Source organism: Sinorhizobium sp. Y406 (assembly GCF_058732025.1).
Map to the genome: position 1 here is coordinate 1165605 of NZ_CM178975.1, position 21615 is coordinate 1187219.

Below are 21615 nucleotides of genomic sequence, written 5' to 3' on the forward strand. Positions count from 1 at the left end.
TTCCTATCGTGCATAGGGGTCGGCAAGGGCGGGCAGGATACGTCCCACACATTCGCCAAACCCGATTGTGAAATCGTCACCGCCTGCTGTGCCGCGCAGGGTGATCGTGTCATTGTCATGCAAGAAACTGCGGGTCTCGCCGCTGGCCAGCGTCAGCGGCTCCTTGCCACCCCAGCTGAGTTCCAGCAGCGAGCCACGGCTCTCCTTCACCGGTCCGGAAATCGTGCCGGACCCGAGCAGATCGCCGGTATTCATGGCGCATCCTGAGGTCGTGTGGTGGGCAAGCTGTTGGGCCGCGGAATAGTACATTTCGCGATAATTGGTGCGGCTAATAATGGTCTCAGCCTTGCCCTCCGGCGCCAGAGCCACGTCCAGATCAATGTCGTAGAGCAGCGGTCCAGGCTCGGCGAGATGCGGCAGAAGTGGCACCTCGCGCGCCGGTGTCGAAACCCTGAAGGGCTCGAGCGCCGCCTTCATCACGATCCAGGGCGAAATGGTCGTGGCCGTCGCCTTTGACTGGAAAGGTCCAAGCGGCTGATATTCCCAAGCCTGGATATCGCGGGCCGACCAGTCGTTCAGCAACACATAGCCGAAGATCATCGCATCCGCTTCGGCCACCGTTACCGGCCGTCCGGATGTGGAAGGCAGCCCAACCACAGCGCCCATTTCAAGCTCGATGTCAAACCGCTGCGACGGGGCAAAGTGCGGCACCGCATCATAGGGGCCCTTCAACTGGCCCCAGGGACGCCGAACATCCGTGCCCGAGACCACCACCGACGAGGCGCGGCCATTATAACCGATCGGAATATGCAGCCAGTTCGGCGGCAGGGCATTTTCCGGCCCCCGGAACATCGTCCCCACATTGAAGGCATGGTGGCGGCTGGCGTAGAAATCCGTGTACTCGGCGACCACAAAGGGCAGATGCAGCTCCGCCCCGGCAAGCGGCGCTAGATGCGGCCCGACCAAGCTGCGGCTTTCGGAGCCTTCTTCAAGGAGTGCAGTCAGTTGCGCCCGCAGCGAAGCCCAGACTTCGAGACCCGCCGCCATCAGCGTGTTCCAGGCCGGCTGGTTGAGCAGCGGACCGCCGTTGAAGGCGATCACGCCGGTCTTCTCCAGCGCCGTAACGTCTAGAATGCGATCGCCGATCGCCACGCCGCAATGTTTCGCACCATCGCCAGCGGCAAAGACGCCGCAAGGCAGGTTGTTGAGCGGGAAGGGGCATCCGGCATCATTGGCGCTTTCAACCCAGCTACGCATCAGCGGCATGCTTGCATCCTTCGGCAGGGATTTTTCGGAGAAGGAAACAGGTCACGACTTCATGCCAGGGGTGCCGTCGAACTGCTTCTCAAGGCTGTCCCAGCAATCGATGTAATCATCCTGTAGCGGCGCATTTCTAGCGGCCCATTCGGTCAGGTGCTGGGGAAAGCGCGTCTCGAACATGAAGCTCATCGTTTCTGCCTGGAAATGCGGCACCATCGGCTCGTTCGAACCATGTTCGAAGGCGTTACGGTCAGGGCCATGTGGCAGCATGCAATTGTGCAGGCTCATGCCGCCGGGCGCAAATCCCTGCGGCTTGGCATCATAGACGCCATAGATATTGCCCATCAGCTCGGACATGATGTTCTTGTGATACCAGGGGGGGCGGAAGGAATGTTCGGCCACCATCCAGCGCTCGCGGAACAGCACGAAATCGATATTGGCGGTGCCTTCCTGACCCGATGGCGCGGTCAGCACCGTGAAGATTGACGGATCGGGATGATCGAACAGGATCGCGCCAACAGGCGAATAGGTCCGCAGGTCATATTTGTAGGTGCAATAGTTGCCATGCCAGGCGACAATATCGAGCGGTGAGTGGCCGATCATGGTTTCGTGGAATTGCCCGCACCATTTAAGGATCACGCGCGAGGGAGCCTCGCGGTCCTCGAAGGCCGCGACCGGGCATTTGAAATCCCGCGGATTGGCGAGGCAGTTTGCCCCGATCGGGCCACGATTGGGCAGGTCGAACTTCTGGCCGTAATTCTCGCAGACAAAACCGCGGCACGGCCCTTCCAGCACCTCCACGCGATAGACGAGACCGCGCGGCAGAATGGCGATTTCCTTCGGCTCCAGATCGATCACGCCAAGTTCCGTGCAGAAGCGCAACCGGCCCTCCTGCGGCACGACCAGCAGTTCGCCATCAGCCGAGTAGAAATACTCGTCCACCATGGATTGGGTTACGAGATAGACATGGGCCGCCATGCCCGTCTGGGTGTTGACATCGCCGGCGGTAGTGACCGTCTTCATGCCCGTCACCCAGGTCAGCATCTCATCGGCATGCGGTATCGGATCCCAGCGATACTGCCCCAGCGAAATCACATCGGGCAGGATATGCGGGGCCGATTTCCAATGCGGCACGTCGATCTTCGAAAAGCGCGAGGTGTGCTTCACCGACGGGCGGATGCGGTAGCACCAGGTGCGCTCGTTCTGCCCGCGCGGCGCGGTGAAGGCGGTTCCGGAAAGCTGTTCTGCATAGAGGCCGTAGTTGCATTTTTGCGGCGAATTCTGCCCTTGCGGCAGTGCGCCCGGCAGGGCCTCTGTCTCGAAATCATTACCAAAACCCGGCATGTAACCTTCTTGCGAACCGTTAAGGCTGGGCGCACGGGTCATTGCGGGATCAAGCGGATGCGGGTTCATCGTCGGCTCCGAAAGGCGGGTTCGAATTTGCGCGGATTAAATAGTTGCATACGCAACTTTGTCAAGCTAAATTTGACAGATGGAAAGAAAGGAATGGCAATGCAGGCAGACGCGGTTCTTCATGATTACTGGCGGTCTTCCGCGTCATACCGGGTGCGCATCGGGCTGAACCTGCTTCGTCTGCCCTATCGCAGTGTGCCCGTCGATCTGCTCACCGGCGCCCAGCGGAGCGCGGACTATCTCGCACGCAACCCACAGGGGCTGGTGCCGACTATTGAGATCGACGGCGGCGAATTCACCCAGTCGTTGGCGATACTCGAATATCTCGACGAGACGCGCGCCGCCGGGTGGCTCCCGCTCGACCCCAGGGAGAAGGCCCGTGTTCGGGCGCTTGCCTATGCAATTACCATGGAGATCCATCCTATCTGCAACCTTCGTGTCGCCCGCCACGCGGTTTCGCTCGGTGGCACATCACTCGAAGACTGGATGAAGCATTTCATGCATGAAGGCCTTGCCGACTTCGAGGCTATGGTCGCGAATGGGACCGATGGCCGCTATTGCCATGGCGACACTGTGAGTCTGGCCGATATCTGCCTCGTGCCGCAGATCTACAATGCCCGGCGATGGGGCGTGGATATGGGCAATTTTCCGAGAACAGGCGCTATCTCATCGCGTCTGGAGGCGCTAGAACCGTTCATCGCCGCGCACCCGGACAAGGCACGTCCCCAACCGTGACTTGTCCTCTATCGGGCAGGGGTGGGCGGCAGGATCATGGATGTCAGAATGGCAGAGCAGAGCACCGACCCGGATTTCGACCTTGAGCAATTCCTTCCCTATCTGCTCAATCAGGCAGCGGAGGCGACATCGCGCTCGTTCCAGGCAGTCTACCGCGATCTCTATGGGATGACGCGGACCCAGTGGCGCGTGATGGCCAATCTCGGCAAGTTCGGCGCCATGACCGCCAAGGACATCTGCACCATCTCCCATATCGAAAAGACGAAGGTCAGCCGCTCTGTCTCCGCGCTCGAACGTGCGGGCCTGCTCCTGCGAACCCCGAGCGAGGACGACCGGCGCGCGGAATTCCTGAGCCTCACCGAGCAGGGGATGACTGTTTTTCGTGATCTTGGCCACCGCGCGAACGATTATGACAGAAAGTTGAGAGCGGACCTCGGCGACAGGGTGTCTTCCGAACTCATCAATTCGCTCGAACTGTTGATGAAACGTTGAGTCGACCGTCAGCCGGCCCCGTCTGTTACGTCCGCCGCTTTGACAATTTGAGCCTGATTCGAGAGCCTATACCCGGGCTTCCGTGACGCCTCGACAGCCGATGAAAATGCCCGGGAAATTTTCCCATCGGCTTTCGCCATTTCCTGCAAATGGGAACGAACGCTCTGTCCTCCCGGACGAGGACGATTGTGAGTTGTGTCCCGGTGCGCTGGTGTTTCGGGAAGAGGCTCATCGGCGCGCGAACGCGTCCTTGCCGGGATGATATCGATGGAAGCTGGCGATGATGTCGTCTTTTCAGTGAATTGCCATCCTTTCCCATTCACTTCTGTTCCTGGAGCCACTCCTGAAGCTCGGATTCGGCTTTCTCCAAGGCGCTGTAGTTAAGCAGCTTCCGGAGGAAAGCGACGGTGACGGCGCGGGCGCGGAGGTTGAATTGGCCGTCGGATTGTTCCTCGGCGACGGCCTGGTAGACGTCGAGCTTGTCATAGAGCTGCTGCAACCGGTTCTGGACGCTGCGCAGTGACAGGTTGCGGCGTTTGGCAATTGTCCGGTCCGTCAGACCGAGCGCGATGTCGACGAGAATCTCGTATTCGGAATCGGTGAAGCTGTTCGCGTGGCCGATGCTCCTTTGCTGTAAACCGCGCACCTCGCGGTCGATCACGCATTGGCTTTCCACGAAAATCGAGCGAAGCGCCAGCTTCAGCCGCTCGTCGGAGGCGGACTTCAGCACGTAACCATAGGCGGCCCCGTCCGGAACGATGCGCGACACGCCGCGGACATAGGCCTCGTCGGAGTAGTTCGACCAGAAGAGGATGCGCGTTTCCGGGCGCTCTTTCCAGATGGTGCGCGCCGCCTCGATCCCGTTGCGTGTCTGCATCTGCAGGTCCATGACGATATGTGCCGACTTGTGATCGCGCGCGAGCTGCTCGCCGGCGATGCCGTTCTCCGCCTCGATGACGGTGTCGCATTCGGGAAGAGCGGCACAGACCGCCTCGTGCAGATACGAACGGTGAAGTGGATCGTCCTCCACGATCAGTACCTTCATCGCGGATCCTCCTTGATGGCTGCTTGCGGCTGGGGCTCGAGGTCTGCCCGGCGCTCTTCGAGCGGCAGCAGGACAGCGACCGTCGTGCCGCGGTTCCTATCACCCGGTCCGATCGCGAATTTCGCGGAAATGAGCCGTGCCCGCGTCTTCATGTTGTCGATACCGCCGCCGATGCGCCCGCGGGCTCTGGCGAGGCCGCGTCCGTCGTCCGAAACCTCGATTTCGAGCTCGCCGGCCTCGGACCGAAGCCTGACGGTGATCGCCATCGGCTGGGCGTGGCGGACTGCGTTGTTGATCGCCTCCTGCGCAATTCGGAAAAGCGCGACGCTGACCGTCGGTTCGAGGCCGTCGAGAACACCCCCGCTCTCGTCGACGAGTGCCCACTCGATCGGCATCCCGCTGTCGCGCACCGACCGGTCGAGATGGTTTTCGATTGCCTGGGCAAGGCCGAAGAGCTGCAAAACGGAGGGCTTTGCCTGTTCGATGATCTGCCGCAGATCCTGCATGCAATGATGCAGACCGCGGGAAACCGGTTCCAGCGCCTCACTGCTCAGCTCGCCGGCGCGGGCCAGCCGGTCGATGCGCCGCGACAGCCGCGTGAGGTCGGCAAGGGTCTGGTCGTGGAGGTCCATGCCGATGCGCTGACGCTCCTGTTCGAGCGCCTCGGTCAGCTTCAGCGCACCCTGCCGCAAGCCTTCCTCGCGAGCACGCGCCTCCGCCTCGACGATGGCGGATTGCTGGGCCTGTTCGGCGGCCCTGAGCGCGAAGAAATAGGGGGCCAGCAGGTCGGCGATGATCCGCGCCCGGCCGATGTCCTCCATCGTGTATAGGCCCGGCGTCTGCGACGAGCAGCTGAGCGCCGCGATGATCTTGCCTTGCACCTTCATCGGGACATGCAAGCGGCTGCGCAGCGATTGTTCGATGATCGGCCGCTTGAATGCGCCCTCGAAATGGAAGCGCGCATCCTGGATGGCGTCGTCCGTCAGCAGGTAATCGACCTCGCCCCAGAGGAGGGAACGGATCGGGCTATTGACGACCGGCGCCGAGGCGGCATCGCCCCAGGCGGTGTCCATGCCGGTCTCGTAGGCGGTGTGATAGTTGCCGTCGACCATCAGGATGCAGACGTCGAGGTGATCATGGGGGATGATATGCGCCACTTCCGCCGCGACGGCGCGGATCGCCGAGCGGAAGTCGAGCTGGCCGGCAAGCAGCCGGGATATGCCAAGATAGTGATCGACCAAGGCGGCCGGCGCCAGATGCGGCATGTGCGCTGTTCCTCCCGCGATCGCGCCCGTTGCTCCGTGTGCGGCGACCGCCAGCTCCATTAAGCGCTCGACAGGGCGTGCTCGTCTTGCACGAACACGCAGCCTTTTGTGCAAAAGCCCGCAAACGGGTTGCCGTATACGATCTATACAGGCGGCAAATTCTCCCGCATCCTGCCATTACTGAGAGGAGGAAGCTCAGTGCAAGTCCTATTTGCAGACGACCGCAGAGAGAGCGGCCGATGAGGCGATCCGGCCGAAGCCGGGTCCAGAGGGAGGAAAACATGACATTTCGCAAGATGCTTCTGGCGTCAGCGGTCGTCCTGTGCGCCGCAATGCCGAATTCCGCGTCGGCCGAAACATCCGACAAGAAGATTGCGCTTTCGAACAATTATGCCGGAAACTCCTGGCGGCAGGCGATGCTCACGAGCTGGGACAAGGTGACGGGCGAGGCCGTCAAGGCGGGCGTGGTTGCGGCTGCCGATCCCTTCACGACGGCGGAAAACCAGGCGACCGAGCAGGCCGCGCAGATCCAGAACATGATCCTGCAGGGCTATGACGCCATCGTCCTCAACGCCGCCTCGCCGACCGCGCTCAACGGCGCGGTCAAGGAGGCATGCGATGCCGGCATCATCGTCGTCTCGTTCGACGGCGTGGTGAGCGAGCCCTGTGCCTGGCGGATCGCCGTCAATTTCAAGGAAATGGGCCGCAGCGAGGTCGAATATCTGTCGAAGAAGCTGCCCGAGGGCGGGAACCTCCTGGAGATCCGCGGCCTTGCCGGCGTCTTCGTCGATGATGAGATCTCGGCGGGCATTCACGAGGGCGTCAAGCAGTACCCGCAGTTCAAGATCGTCGGGTCCGTCCATGGCGATTGGGCGCAGGATGTCGCCCAGAAGGCCGTCGCCGGTATCCTGCCGAGCCTTCCCGAGATCGTCGGCGTCGTAACCCAGGGCGGTGACGGCTATGGCGCCGCCCAGGCGTTCGCAGCCGCCAATCGGCCGATGCCGATCATCATCATGGGAAACCGCGAGGACGAACTGAAGTGGTGGAAGGAGCAGAAGGATGCCAACGGCTATGAAACCATGTCGGTCTCGATCGCGCCCGGTGTCTCCACGCTCGCATTCTGGGTTGCCCAGCAGATCCTCGACGGCAAGGAAGTCAAGAAGGACCTCGTCGTGCCCTTCCTGCGCATCGACCAGGACAATCTCGAAGAGAACCTCGCCAATACCCAGGCCGGCGGTGTTGCCAATGTCGAATATTCGCAGGCCGATGCGATCAAAGTGATCGAATCCGCGGAATGACGGTCTTGCCCATGTGGCGCGGTCCTCTTCGGGGCCGCGCCACAGACCCCGTTCAAATCGATCCCAATACAACAGACGGCGGTAAATGACGGTCAGAATGTCGAAGTCGATAATCGAGGTTGCCGACGCCAAGGTGAGTTTCGGAGCGGTCAGGGCGCTCGCCGGCGTGACGCTCGCCATCCGGCCGGGGGAATGCGTCGGCCTCGTCGGCCATAACGGTGCCGGCAAGTCGACGATCGTCAGCGTCATCAATGGTGGCCTGACGCCGCAGCAGGGCAGCATCTCGGGCGACGGCGAACCTCTTCAGCGCTACGGTATCAACGCGGCCAGGGCGCGCGGCATACGCTGCGTCTTCCAGGAGCTTTCTCTCTGCCCGAACCTCACCGTGGTCGAAAATACCCGCATTCTGCACCGCCAACTGGGTGGCCTCGGCTGGCGCAGGCGGGCAAGGCTCGTGATCGAGCGCAGCCTCGATGCGGTTTTTCCGGGCCACGGGATCGAAAGCGACAGGACGGTCGGGGATCTTTCCATCGCCGAACGGCAGATGGTCGAGATTGCCATGGCATTCTCCGATGCCGGCATTGCGCCCCGGCTCATAATCCTGGACGAGCCGACCTCCTCGCTCGATGGGAGCCTCGCCGAGCAGATGCTCGCTTATGTCCGGCGTTTCGTCGCGGGCGGCGGTGCGGTCTTTGTGATTTCCCATATCCTCCACGAGATCCTCGCCACGGCGAGCCGGATCGTGGTCATGAAGGACGGGCGCATCGTCGCCGAACGGCCTGCCGATGCCTGGAGCGAGCACGGCCTGGTCGAGGCCATGGGAAGCGTCGTCAAGGGCGAGGCGCATCGGCGCACGCTGCGCGACCTTGCCAAAGAGCCCGTGGTGATCGCGCAGACCGGCCGCGGCCTGTCCCTTCAGGCCAAACGCGGCGAGATCGTCGGGCTCGCCGGGCTCGCCGGACACGGCCAGACGCGCATGCTGATGAAACTCCATGCGGCGAGCACCGCCGATTGGCTGCCTCGCCGCGACCCGGCGGTGACCTTCGTCGCGGGGGATCGCCGCCTGAACGGCGTCTTCGAACTCTGGAGCGTCCTCAAGAACTTCTCCATCGCCTCGCTCCACGATCTTGCCGCACGCGGCGTAGTCGACGCCGAGGCGGAGGCCGAGCGCGCCGGAGAGTGGAGGCGCCGCATAGATATCCGCACGCCCGACATGGCCAACCGCATGCTGTCGCTTTCGGGCGGCAACCAGCAGAAGGTGCTCTTCGCCCGGTCGCTCGCGACCCGGGCGCCGGTGGTGCTGATGGACGACCCCATGCGCGGCGTCGACGTCGGCACCAAGCAGGAGGTCTACGAGATCATTCGGCAGGAGGCGCAGCGCGGCCGCACCTTCGTCTGGTATTCGACGGAGATGGAGGAGGTCTGCCTCTGCGACCGCGTCTATGTCTTCCGCGAAGGGGAAATCGTCGCGGAACTGGCGGGAGACGCCGTCAGCGAGGAAAACATCCTCGCCGCGTCCTTCAAGGGGGAGGCAGCGGCATGAAGCTGACGCCTTCGGCTGATGCGATCCGGCTCGCCATTCCCGCCCTTTCGCTCGCCGTGCTTCTTGCTGCCGTCTTCTGGCTGCAGCCGCGCGCGATGAGCTATATCGGCCTCAACCTGCTCTTCAATCTCGCGGTTCCGATCGCACTCGCGACGATCGCCCAGATGCTCATCATGTCGGTGAACGACCTCGATCTCGCGATGGGCACCTTCGTCAGCTTCGTCGCCTGCGTGACGGCGACCTTCCTGCGCGACCAGCCGCTTGTCGGGATTTTGATCCTTGCCGGCGCCGTCGCCGTCTATGCCGTGCTCGGCGTCGTCATTCACCTGCGCGGCCTGCCATCGATCGTGGTTTCGCTCGGCATGAGCTTCGTCTGGGCCGGGCTTGCCGTGCTTCTGCTGCCGGCGCCCGGCGGACAGGCGCCGGAATGGGTCCGAAGCCTGATGACGATGAAGCCACCCGTCGCCCCGATGGCGATCGTCGCCAGCGTCGTCATTGCCATCGTCGCGCATCTGATCGTAATGCGCTCCTCGCTCGGCGTACTCATCCGCGGTATCGGCGGCAATCAGCGCTCGGTGGAGCGGGCGGGCTGGTCGGTGCTCGCCGCCCGCGCTGCGGCTTACGGACTTGCCGGCGTCTTTGCGGTGCTCGCCGGCATCGCGCTCGTCGGGCTCACCACATCGGCCGATGCCAACATCGCGCTTAGATACACGCTGCTCTCGATCGCGGGCGTGATCCTCGGCGGCGGCGAATTCATAGGCGGGCGCGTCTCGCCCATCGGCGCGGTCATCGGCGCCCTGACGCTGACGCTTGCCGGCTCGTTCCTCTCCTTCCTGCGCATCTCGCCCGACTGGCAGATCGGCGCCCAGGGCGCGATCCTCATTATCGTGCTCGCCTTGCGCCTGCTGATCAACCGCCTGGAATATCGGGAGAAGCGGCGATGAGGATCGTCGACCGGCTTTCGCGCGCGCCCTGGATCTGGTCATGGTTCGCGGCCTTCCTGGTGTGGTTCGCGACGATCATGGTGACGGGCGGCGCAAGCACGCTCGGCCTCTCCCAGGCGGCGCTGACCTTTGCCGCCTTCTCAATCATCGTCGGCATCAGCCAGATGTTCGTCATCACGCTTGGCCCCGGCAACATCGACCTGTCGATACCCGCCACCATGACGCTCGCGGGCACCGTGGCGCTGAAGCTCATGGACGTCGACAACGCCATGATCCTGCCGGGCTTGGCGACGGCAATCCTGATCGGGATGGGTGTCGGCCTGTCGAACTATGCCCTCATCAAGGCCCTGCGCATCCCGCCGATCATCGCGACGCTGTCGATGAGCTTCATCATCCAGTCGGCGGCCATCTGGACCAATCGCGGCCTGCGCATCAAACCGCCGAGCTTCCTCGCCGATTTCACGACGTCGACCACGCTCGGCGTACCCAACGTTTCCCTCGTGGCGCTGGTGATCTCCGTCGCCGCCTGGTTCCTGCTCGAAAAGACCGTTTACGGGCGCTGGATCTCCGCGATCGGCCAGAGCATGCCGGCGGCGCGCATGGCGGGCGTTCCGGTCGACGGCACCCGTTTCGTCACCTACGTGCTCTCGGCCGTTCTTGCCTCGCTTGCGGGCTACCTGCTCGCCTGCTTCTCGGGCGGTGCGGCCCTCAACATGGGCACGGAATATCTTCTGATGTCGATCGCGGTCGTCGTTCTCGGCGGCACCGCGGTCGCCGGCGGCGATTCCAACGTGCCGGGCATCTGGGGCGCGTCGCTCTTCATGTTTCTCGTCGTCTCCATGCTCAATACCTACGGCCTCGGCGCGGGCATCCGCCTGATCATGACCGGGCTCATCATCATCAGCGTCATCATGCTCGCAGGCGGCCGACAGCCGGGCGCGCGTTAGAGCATGGACCGACCGGAGTGAAACGACGATCGATAAGATCATGCGTCAGAAAGAAAGCGTTAGAGCGTCGATCTGATCCAGTCAGATCGAAACGCGCTCGAGTTCGGGGACGGACCACATGGCCAGGGAACAAATCTACCAGATCGACGATCCGCGTTTCGCCCATCTGATCGTCGGCAGCGCGCGCCTCCAGGAGCTCTATTCCGGCTGCCGCTGGGCGGAGGGGCCGGTCTGGTTCAGCGATGCCAACCAGCTCCTCTGGAGCGACATCCCGAACGAGCGGATGCTGCGTTGGACCCCGGAAGGCGGCGTCTCCGCCTTCCGGCAGCCGTCGAATTTCGCCAACGGCCACACGCGCGACCGGCAGGGACGCCTGATTTCCTGCGAGCACGGAACACGCCGCGTCACCCGGACCGAGATCGACGGCTCGATCACGACGCTCGCCGAAAGGTTTGGCGGCCGGCGGCTCAATTCACCCAACGACGTCGTCGTCCGGTCGGACGGCACGATCTGGTTCACCGACCCGACCTACGGCATCCTTTCCGACTATGAGGGCTATCGCGCGGAGCCGGAACAGGAGAGCCGCAATGTCTACCGGCTGGACCCGATAACCGGCGAGCTCGCCGCGGTCGCCACCGACTTCAACCAGCCAAACGGCCTCGCCTTCTCGCCTGACGAGACGATCCTCTATGTCGCCGACTCCGGCGCAAGCCATGACGACGCGCTGCCGCGGCATATTCGCGCCTTCGATGTTCTGGACGGGCAGCTCGCCAACGGGCGTGTCTTTTCGACGATCGACAACGGCATCCCCGACGGCATCCGCACCGACACGGCAGGCAATCTCTGGTCGAGCGCCGGCGACGGCGTGCACTGCTTCGCACCGGACGGCGTGCGCATCGGCAAGATTCTCGTGCCGCAGACGGTCGCCAACCTCACCTTCGGCGGCCCTCGCCGCAACCGCCTCTTCATCGCCGCGACGACGTCGCTCTACGCGATCTATGTCACCGCGACCGGCGCCCAGGTTCCGTGAGCGGGGGGTGTCGCTTGGCATTTCGCAACGGTTCGAGCCACGTCCTACCCGGAGCTGCGATTTTGGCCAACTGCCTTACCGGCCAGACGGCGCCAGTTTCAGGTGGCGTCCGGTAGGATTTTATCCTGCTCTCACAAAGAGCAAGCAAAGCTGGACGCATGAGTATGGCCGAAAAACTGGGCATTACCCTTCCCACTGAAATGGCCGACGCCATCAAGGCGCGCGTGGAGGCGGGTCTTTACGACTCCACAAGCAAGGCAATGCGCGCGGCGGTGCGCGCCCTTCTTCGGGACGAGGAAGAGCACGAGGAGCGCCTGGCCGCAATCAGGGCCAGCGTGCGCCAGTCCCTTGTGGATCCCCGTCCGAGTCTGACGGGTGGAGAGGTCCCGAAGCACCTCAACAGTCTCTACTCCGAGCACCAAAGCTAAACGCTCGACGAAGCGATTCCAGGTTGTTTACCGCCCTGAGGCGGTCGCCGACATTTGACCAGACCGCCGACTTCGATCACGGCAGGCGTGGAGGAGCGGTGCAGACCCTCACAGGTAGCCGATCACCGCCGGTGGCCGATCCCAGGCATCGTGCCGGCCGTCCTCATACACGATCGGAGCATTCGCGAGTTCCTCATCCGTCGCGTCGTCGAGACAGGCGATGTTCACCGCATGGAACGGGCCGCCCATCATCTCGAAGTCGGCGCTGGCAAACGGATGGACGCCGCAGTGCCGGCAGAGGACGTGGCGGATCATGCGTTCGCCGAAGCGGTATTCCGCCAAAGCCTCCTCGCCGGAAAGCAGCGAGAAATCCTCTGGCGTGACGAACACCTTCCAGAACCGCGTCTTCAGGCAGGAGGAACAGTTGCAGCGAAAGGTTGTCGTCCACCAGACGCCCGGCCGCGGCGCTGGGGAACGGCTTCCCTCCGGTGCAAGATCGAGATTTGCGGAAAAGCGCACCGCGCCGCAGTGGCAGCTTCCGTGATAGCCCTTCTTCATTGCATTTCCTCCTGCCGGGCAGCGACATAGGCGACGAGCCGGTCCATGCACTCGCTCCATCCCTCCGCGTGCGAATCGCGGCTCTCGGCGCTCGTGAACGGCGCCTGATGGAAGGTGAGACGCGTGCTCTCCGCCACGTCCTCGAGGGTGACCGTGATCAGCGTGTCGATGGCGCCTTCCTCCTCCCAGGTGAAGCTGAGGACGATGCGGCTCTGGGCCAGGATCTCGCGATAGCTGCCGTGCGCCCAGTAATCCTGGCCTTGGGGCGAGCGGACGCAGCCGCGCCAGGCGCCGCCTTCACGAAAATCCGTTGTAATCGCGGGCACCGTGAAGTCTTTCGGCCCCCACCAGCGGGCCAGGTGTTCCGGTGTGGTCCATGCCTCGAAGACGAGGTGGGCGGGCGCCTTGAAGATGCGCGTGATGGTGAGGCCGGTTTGCTCCTTCGCAGACGGGGCATTCATGATCTTCTCCCTTGCGGTCGGGCGAACCCGGTTCAGTCGTGATCCGATTTCTCGTTGCGCTGCAGTTCATGAAGATAGTCGTCGAGCCGGTCGAAACTGCCGTCCCAGAAGTGGCGGTACCGCTCGACCCAGTTAGCGATTTCCTTCAACGGCTCCGCCTCCAGCCGGCACGGCCGCCATTGGGCATTACGGCCCCGGGATATCAGCCCCGCGCGTTCCAACACCTTCAGATGCTTGGATACCGCCGGCAGGCTCATATCGAATGGCGCTGCAAGTTCGTTCACCGTCGCCTCGCCGGCGGCAAGGCGTGCAATGATCGCCCGGCGGGTCGGGTCGGCCAATGCCGAGAGGGTGCTGCTGAGTTGATCCACTTGTTTAACCGGACGTTTAATTAACTTATCGGTTTATTATAAAGATACACCGGACTGTCAAGCGCTCCCCTTGACCTGCGACAATTGATCATCCATATACCATCCATGTGGATGGTAGAGAATTGCTCATGAACGTCAGGCAATTGCGCGACAAGACCCCGGAGTCGGAGAAGATCACGATCAACCTCGGCTATGTAGATCTGGGGAGGATCGACCTGCTCGTGCAGGAGGGCTTCTACTCCAACCGGACCGACTTCATCCGGACGGCAATCCGCAACCAGCTGGCGAGCCACTCCGACGAGATCTCGCGCTCCATCGACCGGCACACGCTGGAGCTCGGGCTGCGCGATTACGCGGCCACCGATCTCGAGGCGGTGCGGGCGGCGGGCGAACGGCTTCACATCAAGGTGGTGGGTCTCATCCGCATTGCACCGGACGTGAGCCCTGCGCTCGCGCGCGACACCATCGGTTCCCTCACCGTTCTGGGGGCACTGCAGGCAAGCGCCGAGGTGAAGGCGGCGCTTGCGGATCGGATCAGGTAACGCCGCGGGAGCGGCAGGAAGGCAATCATCATGAAGAGCGACTTCGTCGCGGAGATCCTCCGCGCGACCGGCACCTTGCGCGCCGGCGATCCCGCGGGAGCCACCGCGATCATCCGGGCCGCACTCGCGGCTGGAGGCCTCGGGCCGGGGAGCAACGCTGCGCCCGGCGCTACGGCAGTGGCTTCCCGGCCCTCCCAATGGGCAGCGGCGCGTGTCATTGAGGGCAGCCTTGCCGGCGAGCCCGCACCCGCCGCGGATAAGGGGCCACCTTCTGGCCCGGCGTCGAAGCGGCGGAATAGACCTCTGGGCGAGGTGCTGCGCATCCTTGGGGACGGCCGGCGACGGCTTGGACTTGACGGCGCCGTCCGGAGGCTCCCGGCAAGGGTGCCCGAGCTGCCGCTCCCGGATGGTGCCGAGTTCCGGGACCTGACCTTCGCCTGCGCCGCCAGCTCGCGACGCTACCGGCTCTACGTGCCGGCTTCCGGTTCGGATAGGCTCGAGGGCCTCGTCGTGATGCTGCACGGCTGCACACAGAGCCCCGAGGACTTTGCCGCGGGCACGCGCATGAACGAGCTTGCCGAGGAGCATCGCCTGCTCGTCGCCTATCCCGCCCAGACGGCCGGCGACAACGCCATGTCCTGCTGGAACTGGTTCCGGCCGGGCGATCAGGCACGCGGGGCCGGAGAGCCGGCCATCATCGCCGGACTGACAATCAGCGTCCGCGACGCTTTTGCGATCCCGCCGGACCGGGTCTTCGTCGCAGGCCTCTCCGCCGGGGGCGCGATGGCAGCAATCATGGCCGAGACCTACCCGGACCTCTATGCTGGCGTCGGCATCCATTCCGGCCTCGCCTACCGCTCGGCAAGCGACGTGGTATCGGCCTTCGCTGCAATGCGCGGGCAGGGCGGGCCGGGCTTGCCGGCCGACGACCTGAAGGGCGAAGGCGGGCCGCGCTTGATCGTGTTCCACGGAACCGCCGACTCGACGGTGGATCCTTCCAATGCCGAACGGATCATGGCGTGGCATTGTGGCGCCGGGCGGATCACGCGCTCTGTCCAGCCTGCTGCCGGCGATAGGCGCGGCTACACAAGAATTGTCAGAGAAGGCGCGAAGGGAGTGGCGGCGGAGTGCTGGATTGTCGACGGGGCGCAGCACGCCTGGAGCGGCGGGAGCGCGCGCGGATCCTACGCCGACCCCAAAGGCCCCGACGCTTCCCGGATCATGGTACAGTTTTTCCTGGGCACGGCGCCGGACTGCTAAATCGACAGTTTGCTTCAGTTTCTTGGCACATGCCTTATAGAGGAGACGCAGCATGGACCGTTTCACCGGTGGCTGCCTGTGCGGCAACGTACGAATCATGGCCTCGGGACGACCATACCGGGTCGGCCTTTGTCACTGTCTCGATTGCCGCAAGCATCATGGAGCCCTTTTTCACGCTTCCGCGATATTCCCTCAGGAGGCGGTGACGATCGAGGGCGAAACACGCGATTATGCCGGCCGGTTTTTCTGCCCCCGCTGCGGCTCGTCCGTTTTCGGACGCAGCGCCGACGAGATTGAAGTGAACCTGGGATCCCTGGATGCCCCTGATCAGTTGATGCCGACCTACGAACTCTGGACCGTCCGCCGCGAGTGCTGGTTGCCGCCGTTCCCGTTGACGAGACGGTACGAGCGCGATCGTGACGCCACGGGTCGCCTTGAGGAGTGAGGTCAATATCCGGAACGGACTGTAGGGGAAGGCGAGTGGTCAACGAGGCCGGGAGGCGGTAAGGCGCGGTGCCGGCACGAAGCGCGACCTTCGCCAGCGCCAAGCGAGCTTGACTGGACTTAATCACTCCTAATCACTATGATTAGTTTTGAATCGTAGAGGATTTTGGATGGAGACAAAGGTCTTAACGGCTCACGTGCCGCGACCGCTGGCCGAGAAGGTGGACGAGATCGCGGCGCGACTCGAACGCTCGCGCGGCTGGATTGTCAAGCAGGCGCTGTCTGCCTGGATTGATCAAGAAGAAGAGCGCCGGCGCCTGACGCTGGAGGCGCTGGCGGATGTGGACGACGGCCACTTTATTGATCAGCAGGCTGTTGAAGCCTGGGCCAACAGCCTCGACAGCGATACGCCTCTGCAGCCGCCGGCGTGATGCAGCTCATGTGGACGACCAAGGCGGTTTCCGACCCCGGCCGCCTGTATGATATTCTCGCACCGGTCAATCGCTTGGCTGCAGCACGGACGGTGCGGTCTCTGACTGCCGCTCCAAAGCGCCTGCTCGAACAACCGCGCCTTGGCGAACGGCTCGAGGAATTCGAGCCCCGGGAAGTCCGGCGAGTTCTCGTTGGCCACTATGAGATCCGCTATGAAATCCAGCAGTCGACGATCTATGTCTTACGGCTCTGGCACACACGCGAGAACCGCTAGTCTGAAGCGACGTGCTTTCCGACATGTCCGGAAACGAAAAGCAGAGTCGGTCTCAGGCGGCGCTATTGCAACAACGCTGCACGTAAATCCGAGCGGCGAAGCTGATTATCTGAACCGAGCAGGCAAGGCGCTCTGCGCAGTCACGGCCCGAAGAGGCGGCGATCCCAGTAAACCGGGTGATGAAGACTGACCTGAATTTCAGGGAACTCCGAATGAGCTGGATTTATCAGAATATTGCGGTCGAGTCGGGCGACAACACTGGGGACCAGCAAGATCACGCTCCTCCTTTCGAGACACCATTGCTCGCCAAATCCCTTGCGGGCACAAGCGTCACATCGCCGCCGGCACACTCGATTGGTGATCGGCCTCGTGGCTCACATCGCCCATATTCAACAGTCGCGACGGCACCGTTGATCAACCGAGACGCGTCCACGTCCGCATTCCGCAGCAACTTTCCCGCAACGCAGCAATTCCGCCCGCCCTCCGCCCGTGCTACGAAGGGAAAACTGGCGTCCGCCGGCAATCCGAGAGAACCGAGGCAATATGGCGGCACGCCAGCGCATCATTCCCGTTCGACGCGAATATAATCGCTGGGTCGCCAACCAGACGCTTGAGGACTATGCGCTGCGCTTCACCGCGAAAGGCGCACGGCGCTTCTCCTCCGAGCGCATCTCGCAGACGGCGATCGGCGCCATCTCCTTTCTCGCGCTGGAGGCGATCGGCGGCGCCATCACCATGTCCTACGGCACCACCAATGCGATCGTTGCGATCCTGGTGGCGAGCCTGATGATCCTCCTGGTCGGCCTGCCGATCAGCCGCTACGCCATTCGCTACGGGGTGGACATCGACCTTCTGACGCGCGGCGCGAGCTTCGGCTATATCGGCTCCACCATCACCTCGCTCGTCTATGCCAGCTTCACCTTCATCCTCTTTGCGATCGAGGCCTCGATCATGTCGGGCGCGCTGGAGCTCGCGCTTGGGCTACCGCTCTGGATCGGCTACATCGTCAGCGCCGTCGTCGTGATCCCGCTGGTCACCCACGGCGTCCGGCTGATCAGCAAGTTCCAGCTTGCCACCCAGCCCTTCTGGATCGTGCTCAACATCCTGCCCTTCGCCTTCATCGCGCTTGCCGATTGGGAGAAGGTGGGCCTCTGGCTTTCCTATGCCGGCCTCCGGCATGCTTCCGGGCCCGTAGGTACCCTCGCCCCCTTCGATCTCCTCGAATTCGGCGCCGCCTCCGCGGTCATTTTCGCCCTCATGGCGCAGATCGGCGAACAGGTGGACTTCCTGCGCTTCCTGCCTCCGGACGGCCAGCGCAAGCTGCACCATCGGATCGGCGTCTTCCTCGCCGGCGCCGGCTGGGTCGTCCTCGGCGCGCCGAAGCTCCTCGCCGGCTCTTTCCTCGTCGTGCTGGCGCTGAGCTCCGGCGTGCCTTCGACCCGCGCCGCCGATCCGGCGCAGATGTATTACACCGCCTTCGGCTACATCTTTCCGTCGGAAACGGCGGCCCTGCTCCTGATGGTCGCCTTTGTGGTCATCTCGCAGCTGAAGATCAACGTGATGAACGCCTATGCCGGGTCGCTCGCCTGGTCGAACTTCTTTTCGCGGTTGACCCACAGCCATCCCGGCCGCGTCATCTGGCTCGTCTTCAACGTGGCGATCGCGCTTCTCCTCATGGAACTCGGCATCTATCGGCTGCTCGAGGAGACGCTCGGCATCTTCTCCATCATCGCCATGGCCTGGCTTTGCTCGATCTCGGCCGACCTCTTCGTCAACAAGCCGCTCGGCCTGTCACCCCCCGGGATCGAATTCAAGCGTGCCCATCTCTACGACATAAACCCCGTCGGCATCGGCGCGATGGGCGTTTCGGCGCTTCTCGCACTCGTCGCGCATTTCGGCGCACTCGGGGCGACCGCCGCCTCGCTTGCGCCCTATATCGCACTCATCACCGCCTTCATCGTCTCGCCGCTGATTGCCTGGTGGACGGACGGCAAGTTCTACCTCGCCCGCAAGCCGCGCAAGAGCTGGTTCCGCGAAAGCGAAATCACCTGCTCGATCTGCGAGCACCCGTTCGAGCCCGAGGACATGGCCTGGTGCCCGGCCTATGCGGCGCCGATCTGTTCGCTCTGCTGTTCGCTCGACAGCCGCTGTCACGACATGTGCAAGCCGAAGGCACGGCTGAACACGCAAATCGCAACCGTCGCCAAGACGCTGCTGCCGGAGCCGGTCGTCGAAAGGCTCGCCACCCGCCTTGGCCGCTACGCGATCGCCGCCATCCTGTCGATCGCCGGCATCGGCGTCATTCTGGCGATGATCGCGCACCAGACGACCGCAGCCCAGCCCGAGACCGCCGAAGTGGTCGAGCGGACGATCGCGATCGTCTTCTTCGTCTTTGCGATCGCCGCGGGCGTCGTCTCCTGGTTCTATGTGCTCGCCCATGACAGCCGCGTCGTGGCCGAAGAAGAATCCTCCCGCCAGAACACGCTACTCCTGAAGGAAATCGCCGCCCACAAGAAGACCGACGCGGCGCTGCAGAACGCCAAGGAGGCGGCGGAGGCGGCGAACCGCGCCAAGAGCCGTTATGTCGTCGGCCTCAGCCACGAACTGCGCACGCCGCTGAATGCGGTTCTCGGCTATGCCCAGATCCTCGAGCGCGACGAGACCATCCCGCCTGCCCGGCAAGGGGCGATCAAGGCGATCCGGCGCAGCGCCGACCACCTCTCGGGCCTGATCGACGGCTTGCTCGACATTTCCAAGATCGAGGCTGGCAAGCTGCAGGTCTATTCGAACGAGATCGATGTCCACGACTTCCTCGACCAGATCGTCGACATGTTCCACCCGCAGGCCCAAGCCAAGGGCGTCGCCTTCGAGCACAGCCGGGCCCCGTCGCTGCCGCAATATGTGCGCACCGACGAGAAGCGGCTCCGGCAGATTCTCGTCAACCTGCTGTCCAACGCCCTGAAATTCACCGATCGAGGCCGCATCCGCTTGGACGTCGCCTATCGAAGCCAGGTGGCGGCATTCACCATCGAGGACAGCGGCCGCGGCATCAGCGACAAGGACCTGCCGAAGATCTTCGAACCCTTCCAACGCGGCGATGCGGAATATCGCATGCCGGGGCTCGGTCTCGGCTTGACGATCACCCGCCTGCTCACCCAGACGCTCGGCGGTGAAATCTCCGTGGTGAGCGAGAAGGACAAGGGCACCGCCTTCAAGGTGAGGCTGATGCTCTCGGCCGTCGACCGGCCGGCGGCGCTCAAGGATCCGGTGCGCAGGATCAGGTCCTACAAGGGCGCGCGCCGGACAATTCTGGTCGTCGACGACAACCAGGACCACCGCGACCTCATGCGCGAAATTTTGGCGCCGCTCGATTTTACGGTGATTGCAGCGGCAAGCGGCGCCGAGTGCCTGGCGCTCGTCGAAGCCGTCAAGGCCGATCTGTTCCTGATCGACATAACCATGCCCGGCATCAATGGCTGGGAACTAGTGACGAGGCTCAGAGAAGCCGGCCAGACGGCGCCGGTGATCATGCTCTCGGCCAATATCGGCGACGGCTCGGCGGCCGCCGCCATCGGCCACAACGACACGCTTGCCAAGCCCTTCGGCGTGCGCCAGCTCACCGACAAGCTGGCGATCCACCTCAAGCTCGACTGGATCTACGAGGACGATGCAAGGCACACGCCGGACCCGGGGAAGACCGGCGCGGTGAGGAGCCCCGGCGACCATCACGTGAAGGAATTGATCCGGCTCGGCGAAATCGGCTACGTCAGAGGCATCGAGGCGAAGCTGACGGAGATTGCCCTGAACCCGGAGAACCAGCCCTTTGCCGAGGCCGTCAGCGCCTTTGTCGAGGCCTTCGACCTCGCCGGCTACGACGCCCTCCTGAAACGGATGTTGCCCGAGGAGGCGAATAGCCGTGACTGACGCGAACCCGCGCGACATTGTCCTGCTCGTCGATGATTCTCCCGAGGCGCTCGGCTTCCTGACCGAGGCGCTGGAACAGTCCGGCTTCTCGGTGTTGATCGCCACCTCAGGCAATGCCGCGCTCAATATCGCCGACCGCATCACCCCCGATATCATCCTTCTCGATGCGGTCATGCCCGGCATGGACGGATTCGAAACCTGCATACGGCTGAAGGCGAATGCATCCGTTGCCCAGGTGCCGGTGGTGTTCATGACGGGGCTGACGGAGACGGAGCATGTCGTGCACGCGCTGGAAGCGGGCGGCGTCGACTATCTTACGAAGCCGATCAACATCGACGAGTTGCGCGCCCGCATGCGCGTCCACCTTTCGAACGCCCGCTCCGCCCAGAGCGCCCGCGTCGCGCTCGATGCCGCCGGGCGACATCTGCTGGCCGTGCGCGGCGACGGCACCCTGCGCTGGTCGACGCCGCAGGCGACCCGCCTCGTCAACGCCGCCACCGGCAGCGACGATGGCCTCGCCGTCGTCGCCGGCCGCATCGCCGCATGGTTGCGGGAGCGCGAAGGACGGGCCGGCGAAAGGCAGGGCAGCGTCACGCTGCAGCAGGCGGGCCAGACGGGCCTGCAGATTTCCTATCTCGGCGCCATCGGCGCCAATGAATATCTATTCCGGCTGACGGCCGAGAACGGCATGAGCGACGACGAGATGCTGCGCCAGCATTTCCATCTGACCCAGCGGGAATCCGAGGTGCTGCTCTGGATCGCCAAGGGCAAGGCGAACCGCGACATCGGCGAGATACTGGGGTTGAGCGCCCGCACCGTCACCAAGCATCTCGAACAGATCTATGTGAAGCTCGGCGTCGAAAACCGGGCCTCCGCCGCCGTCAAGGCGACCCAGGTGCTGCACGGCATTTGACCAAACAAAAAAAGGGGCGCGATCCGGAAGACCGGA

The 21615-nt window shown here is 63.5% G+C and carries 22 protein-coding genes and 1 pseudogene; 15 read left to right on the top strand and 8 right to left on the bottom strand.

Annotated elements, in window-relative coordinates:
• Positions 1–3 precede the first annotated feature (3 nt).
• Together fahA and hmgA are read right to left on the bottom strand one after the other, a co-directional pair.
• Positions 4–1266 carry a fumarylacetoacetase gene (gene fahA, locus AC4P1R_RS22320; protein WP_492177890.1) on the bottom strand — a complete coding sequence of 421 codons (1263 nt, stop codon included), beginning with the start codon at positions 1264–1266 and terminating at the stop codon, positions 4–6.
• Positions 1267–1308: 42 nt separating this feature from the next.
• Positions 1309–2646, bottom strand: a complete 1338-nt coding sequence (gene hmgA, locus AC4P1R_RS22325; RefSeq protein WP_492178819.1) for a homogentisate 1,2-dioxygenase — start codon at positions 2644–2646, stop codon at positions 1309–1311.
• Between the two features lie 126 nt (positions 2647–2772).
• Between hmgA and maiA the strand changes: the two genes are divergently transcribed.
• Both maiA and AC4P1R_RS22335 read left to right on the top strand, forming a co-directional pair.
• Positions 2773–3408 (top strand): maleylacetoacetate isomerase, encoded by a 636-nt coding sequence (gene maiA, locus AC4P1R_RS22330; RefSeq protein ID WP_492178820.1) that lies wholly within the window; start codon positions 2773–2775, stop codon positions 3406–3408.
• Positions 3409–3456: 48 nt separating this feature from the next.
• Positions 3457–3900: a MarR family winged helix-turn-helix transcriptional regulator gene (locus AC4P1R_RS22335; protein WP_492177891.1), complete on the top strand. Its 444-nt coding sequence runs from the start codon at positions 3457–3459 to the stop codon at positions 3898–3900.
• 319 nt (positions 3901–4219) lie between these two features.
• Here the strand turns inward: AC4P1R_RS22335 and AC4P1R_RS22340 are convergent, their stop codons facing one another.
• On the bottom strand, positions 4220–4945 hold the full coding sequence (locus tag AC4P1R_RS22340) for a response regulator transcription factor (RefSeq protein ID WP_034857955.1): 726 nt from the start codon (positions 4943–4945) through the stop codon (positions 4220–4222).
• Positions 4942–6210 carry a GAF domain-containing sensor histidine kinase gene (locus AC4P1R_RS22345; RefSeq protein ID WP_492177892.1) on the bottom strand — a complete coding sequence of 423 codons (1269 nt, stop codon included), beginning with the start codon at positions 6208–6210 and terminating at the stop codon, positions 4942–4944. Before AC4P1R_RS22345 ends, AC4P1R_RS22340 begins: the two co-directional genes overlap by 4 nt.
• A gap of 281 nt (positions 6211–6491) precedes the next feature.
• On the opposite strand from AC4P1R_RS22345, the gene AC4P1R_RS22350 reads away from it, so the two are divergent.
• The 6 genes from AC4P1R_RS22350 to AC4P1R_RS22375 all read left to right on the top strand — a co-directional run bounded on the left by AC4P1R_RS22350 (position 6492) and on the right by AC4P1R_RS22375 (position 12400).
• Positions 6492–7508, top strand: a complete 1017-nt coding sequence (locus AC4P1R_RS22350) for an ABC transporter substrate-binding protein (protein WP_151612488.1) — start codon at positions 6492–6494, stop codon at positions 7506–7508.
• A gap of 97 nt (positions 7509–7605) precedes the next feature.
• Positions 7606–9051 carry a sugar ABC transporter ATP-binding protein gene (locus tag AC4P1R_RS22355; RefSeq protein ID WP_492177893.1) on the top strand — a complete coding sequence of 482 codons (1446 nt, stop codon included), beginning with the start codon at positions 7606–7608 and terminating at the stop codon, positions 9049–9051.
• Positions 9048–9995: an ABC transporter permease gene (locus AC4P1R_RS22360; protein WP_492177894.1), complete on the top strand. Its 948-nt coding sequence runs from the start codon at positions 9048–9050 to the stop codon at positions 9993–9995. The genes AC4P1R_RS22355 and AC4P1R_RS22360 overlap by 4 nt, the downstream gene beginning before the upstream one ends.
• On the top strand, positions 9992–10942 hold the full coding sequence (locus tag AC4P1R_RS22365; protein WP_151612494.1) for an ABC transporter permease: 951 nt from the start codon (positions 9992–9994) through the stop codon (positions 10940–10942). The genes AC4P1R_RS22360 and AC4P1R_RS22365 overlap by 4 nt, the downstream gene beginning before the upstream one ends.
• A gap of 118 nt (positions 10943–11060) precedes the next feature.
• Entirely contained in the window at positions 11061–11972 is a 912-nt protein-coding gene (locus tag AC4P1R_RS22370; RefSeq protein ID WP_492177895.1) for an SMP-30/gluconolactonase/LRE family protein, read from the top strand.
• 164 nt (positions 11973–12136) lie between these two features.
• Entirely contained in the window at positions 12137–12400 is a 264-nt protein-coding gene (locus AC4P1R_RS22375; protein WP_492177896.1) for a ribbon-helix-helix domain-containing protein, read from the top strand.
• A 108-nt stretch (positions 12401–12508) separates the two neighbouring features.
• On the opposite strand, the gene AC4P1R_RS22380 is transcribed toward AC4P1R_RS22375, so the two are convergent.
• From AC4P1R_RS22380 to AC4P1R_RS22390, 3 genes are read right to left on the bottom strand one after another with little or no spacing between them, the layout of a single operon-like run.
• Positions 12509–12958, bottom strand: coding sequence for a GFA family protein (locus AC4P1R_RS22380; protein WP_151612499.1), 450 nt, complete (start codon positions 12956–12958; stop codon positions 12509–12511).
• Positions 12955–13419 carry an SRPBCC family protein gene (locus tag AC4P1R_RS22385; protein WP_492177897.1) on the bottom strand — a complete coding sequence of 155 codons (465 nt, stop codon included), beginning with the start codon at positions 13417–13419 and terminating at the stop codon, positions 12955–12957. The genes AC4P1R_RS22380 and AC4P1R_RS22385 overlap by 4 nt, the downstream gene beginning before the upstream one ends.
• A 32-nt stretch (positions 13420–13451) precedes the next feature.
• Positions 13452–13790: an ArsR/SmtB family transcription factor gene (locus AC4P1R_RS22390; RefSeq protein WP_151612503.1), complete on the bottom strand. Its 339-nt coding sequence runs from the start codon at positions 13788–13790 to the stop codon at positions 13452–13454.
• A 128-nt stretch (positions 13791–13918) separates the two neighbouring features.
• Between AC4P1R_RS22390 and AC4P1R_RS22395 the strand changes: the two genes are divergently transcribed.
• From AC4P1R_RS22395 to AC4P1R_RS22415, 5 genes are all read left to right on the top strand, one after another.
• Complete coding sequence (locus AC4P1R_RS22395) at positions 13919–14332, top strand: CopG family transcriptional regulator (RefSeq protein ID WP_492177898.1); 414 nt, start codon at positions 13919–13921, stop codon at positions 14330–14332.
• Between the two features lie 30 nt (positions 14333–14362).
• Positions 14363–15592 (top strand): extracellular catalytic domain type 1 short-chain-length polyhydroxyalkanoate depolymerase, encoded by a 1230-nt coding sequence (locus AC4P1R_RS22400; protein WP_492177899.1) that lies wholly within the window; start codon positions 14363–14365, stop codon positions 15590–15592.
• A 52-nt stretch (positions 15593–15644) separates the two neighbouring features.
• Entirely contained in the window at positions 15645–16037 is a 393-nt protein-coding gene (locus tag AC4P1R_RS22405; RefSeq protein WP_151612509.1) for a GFA family protein, read from the top strand.
• Positions 16038–16206: 169 nt separating this feature from the next.
• Positions 16207–16467, top strand: coding sequence for a CopG family ribbon-helix-helix protein (locus tag AC4P1R_RS22410; RefSeq protein WP_492177900.1), 261 nt, complete (start codon positions 16207–16209; stop codon positions 16465–16467).
• Positions 16467–16742 (top strand): type II toxin-antitoxin system RelE/ParE family toxin, encoded by a 276-nt coding sequence (locus AC4P1R_RS22415; RefSeq protein ID WP_492178822.1) that lies wholly within the window; start codon positions 16467–16469, stop codon positions 16740–16742. The genes AC4P1R_RS22410 and AC4P1R_RS22415 overlap by 1 nt, the downstream gene beginning before the upstream one ends.
• A gap of 140 nt (positions 16743–16882) precedes the next feature.
• On the opposite strand, the pseudogene AC4P1R_RS22420 reads toward AC4P1R_RS22415, so the two are convergent.
• Positions 16883–17059 (bottom strand): annotated as a pseudogene (locus tag AC4P1R_RS22420) (RES family NAD+ phosphorylase); the annotation flags it as partial.
• A 226-nt stretch (positions 17060–17285) separates the two neighbouring features.
• Between AC4P1R_RS22420 and AC4P1R_RS22425 the strand changes: the two are divergent.
• Together AC4P1R_RS22425 and AC4P1R_RS22430 are read left to right on the top strand one after the other, a co-directional pair.
• A complete protein-coding gene (locus AC4P1R_RS22425; protein WP_492177901.1) occupies positions 17286–20666 on the top strand; it encodes a hybrid sensor histidine kinase/response regulator in 3381 nt (1126 codons plus the stop codon).
• Complete coding sequence (locus tag AC4P1R_RS22430) at positions 20659–21579, top strand: response regulator (RefSeq protein WP_427915861.1); 921 nt, start codon at positions 20659–20661, stop codon at positions 21577–21579. The genes AC4P1R_RS22425 and AC4P1R_RS22430 overlap by 8 nt, the downstream gene beginning before the upstream one ends.
• The last annotated feature ends 36 nt before the right edge of the window (positions 21580–21615 follow it).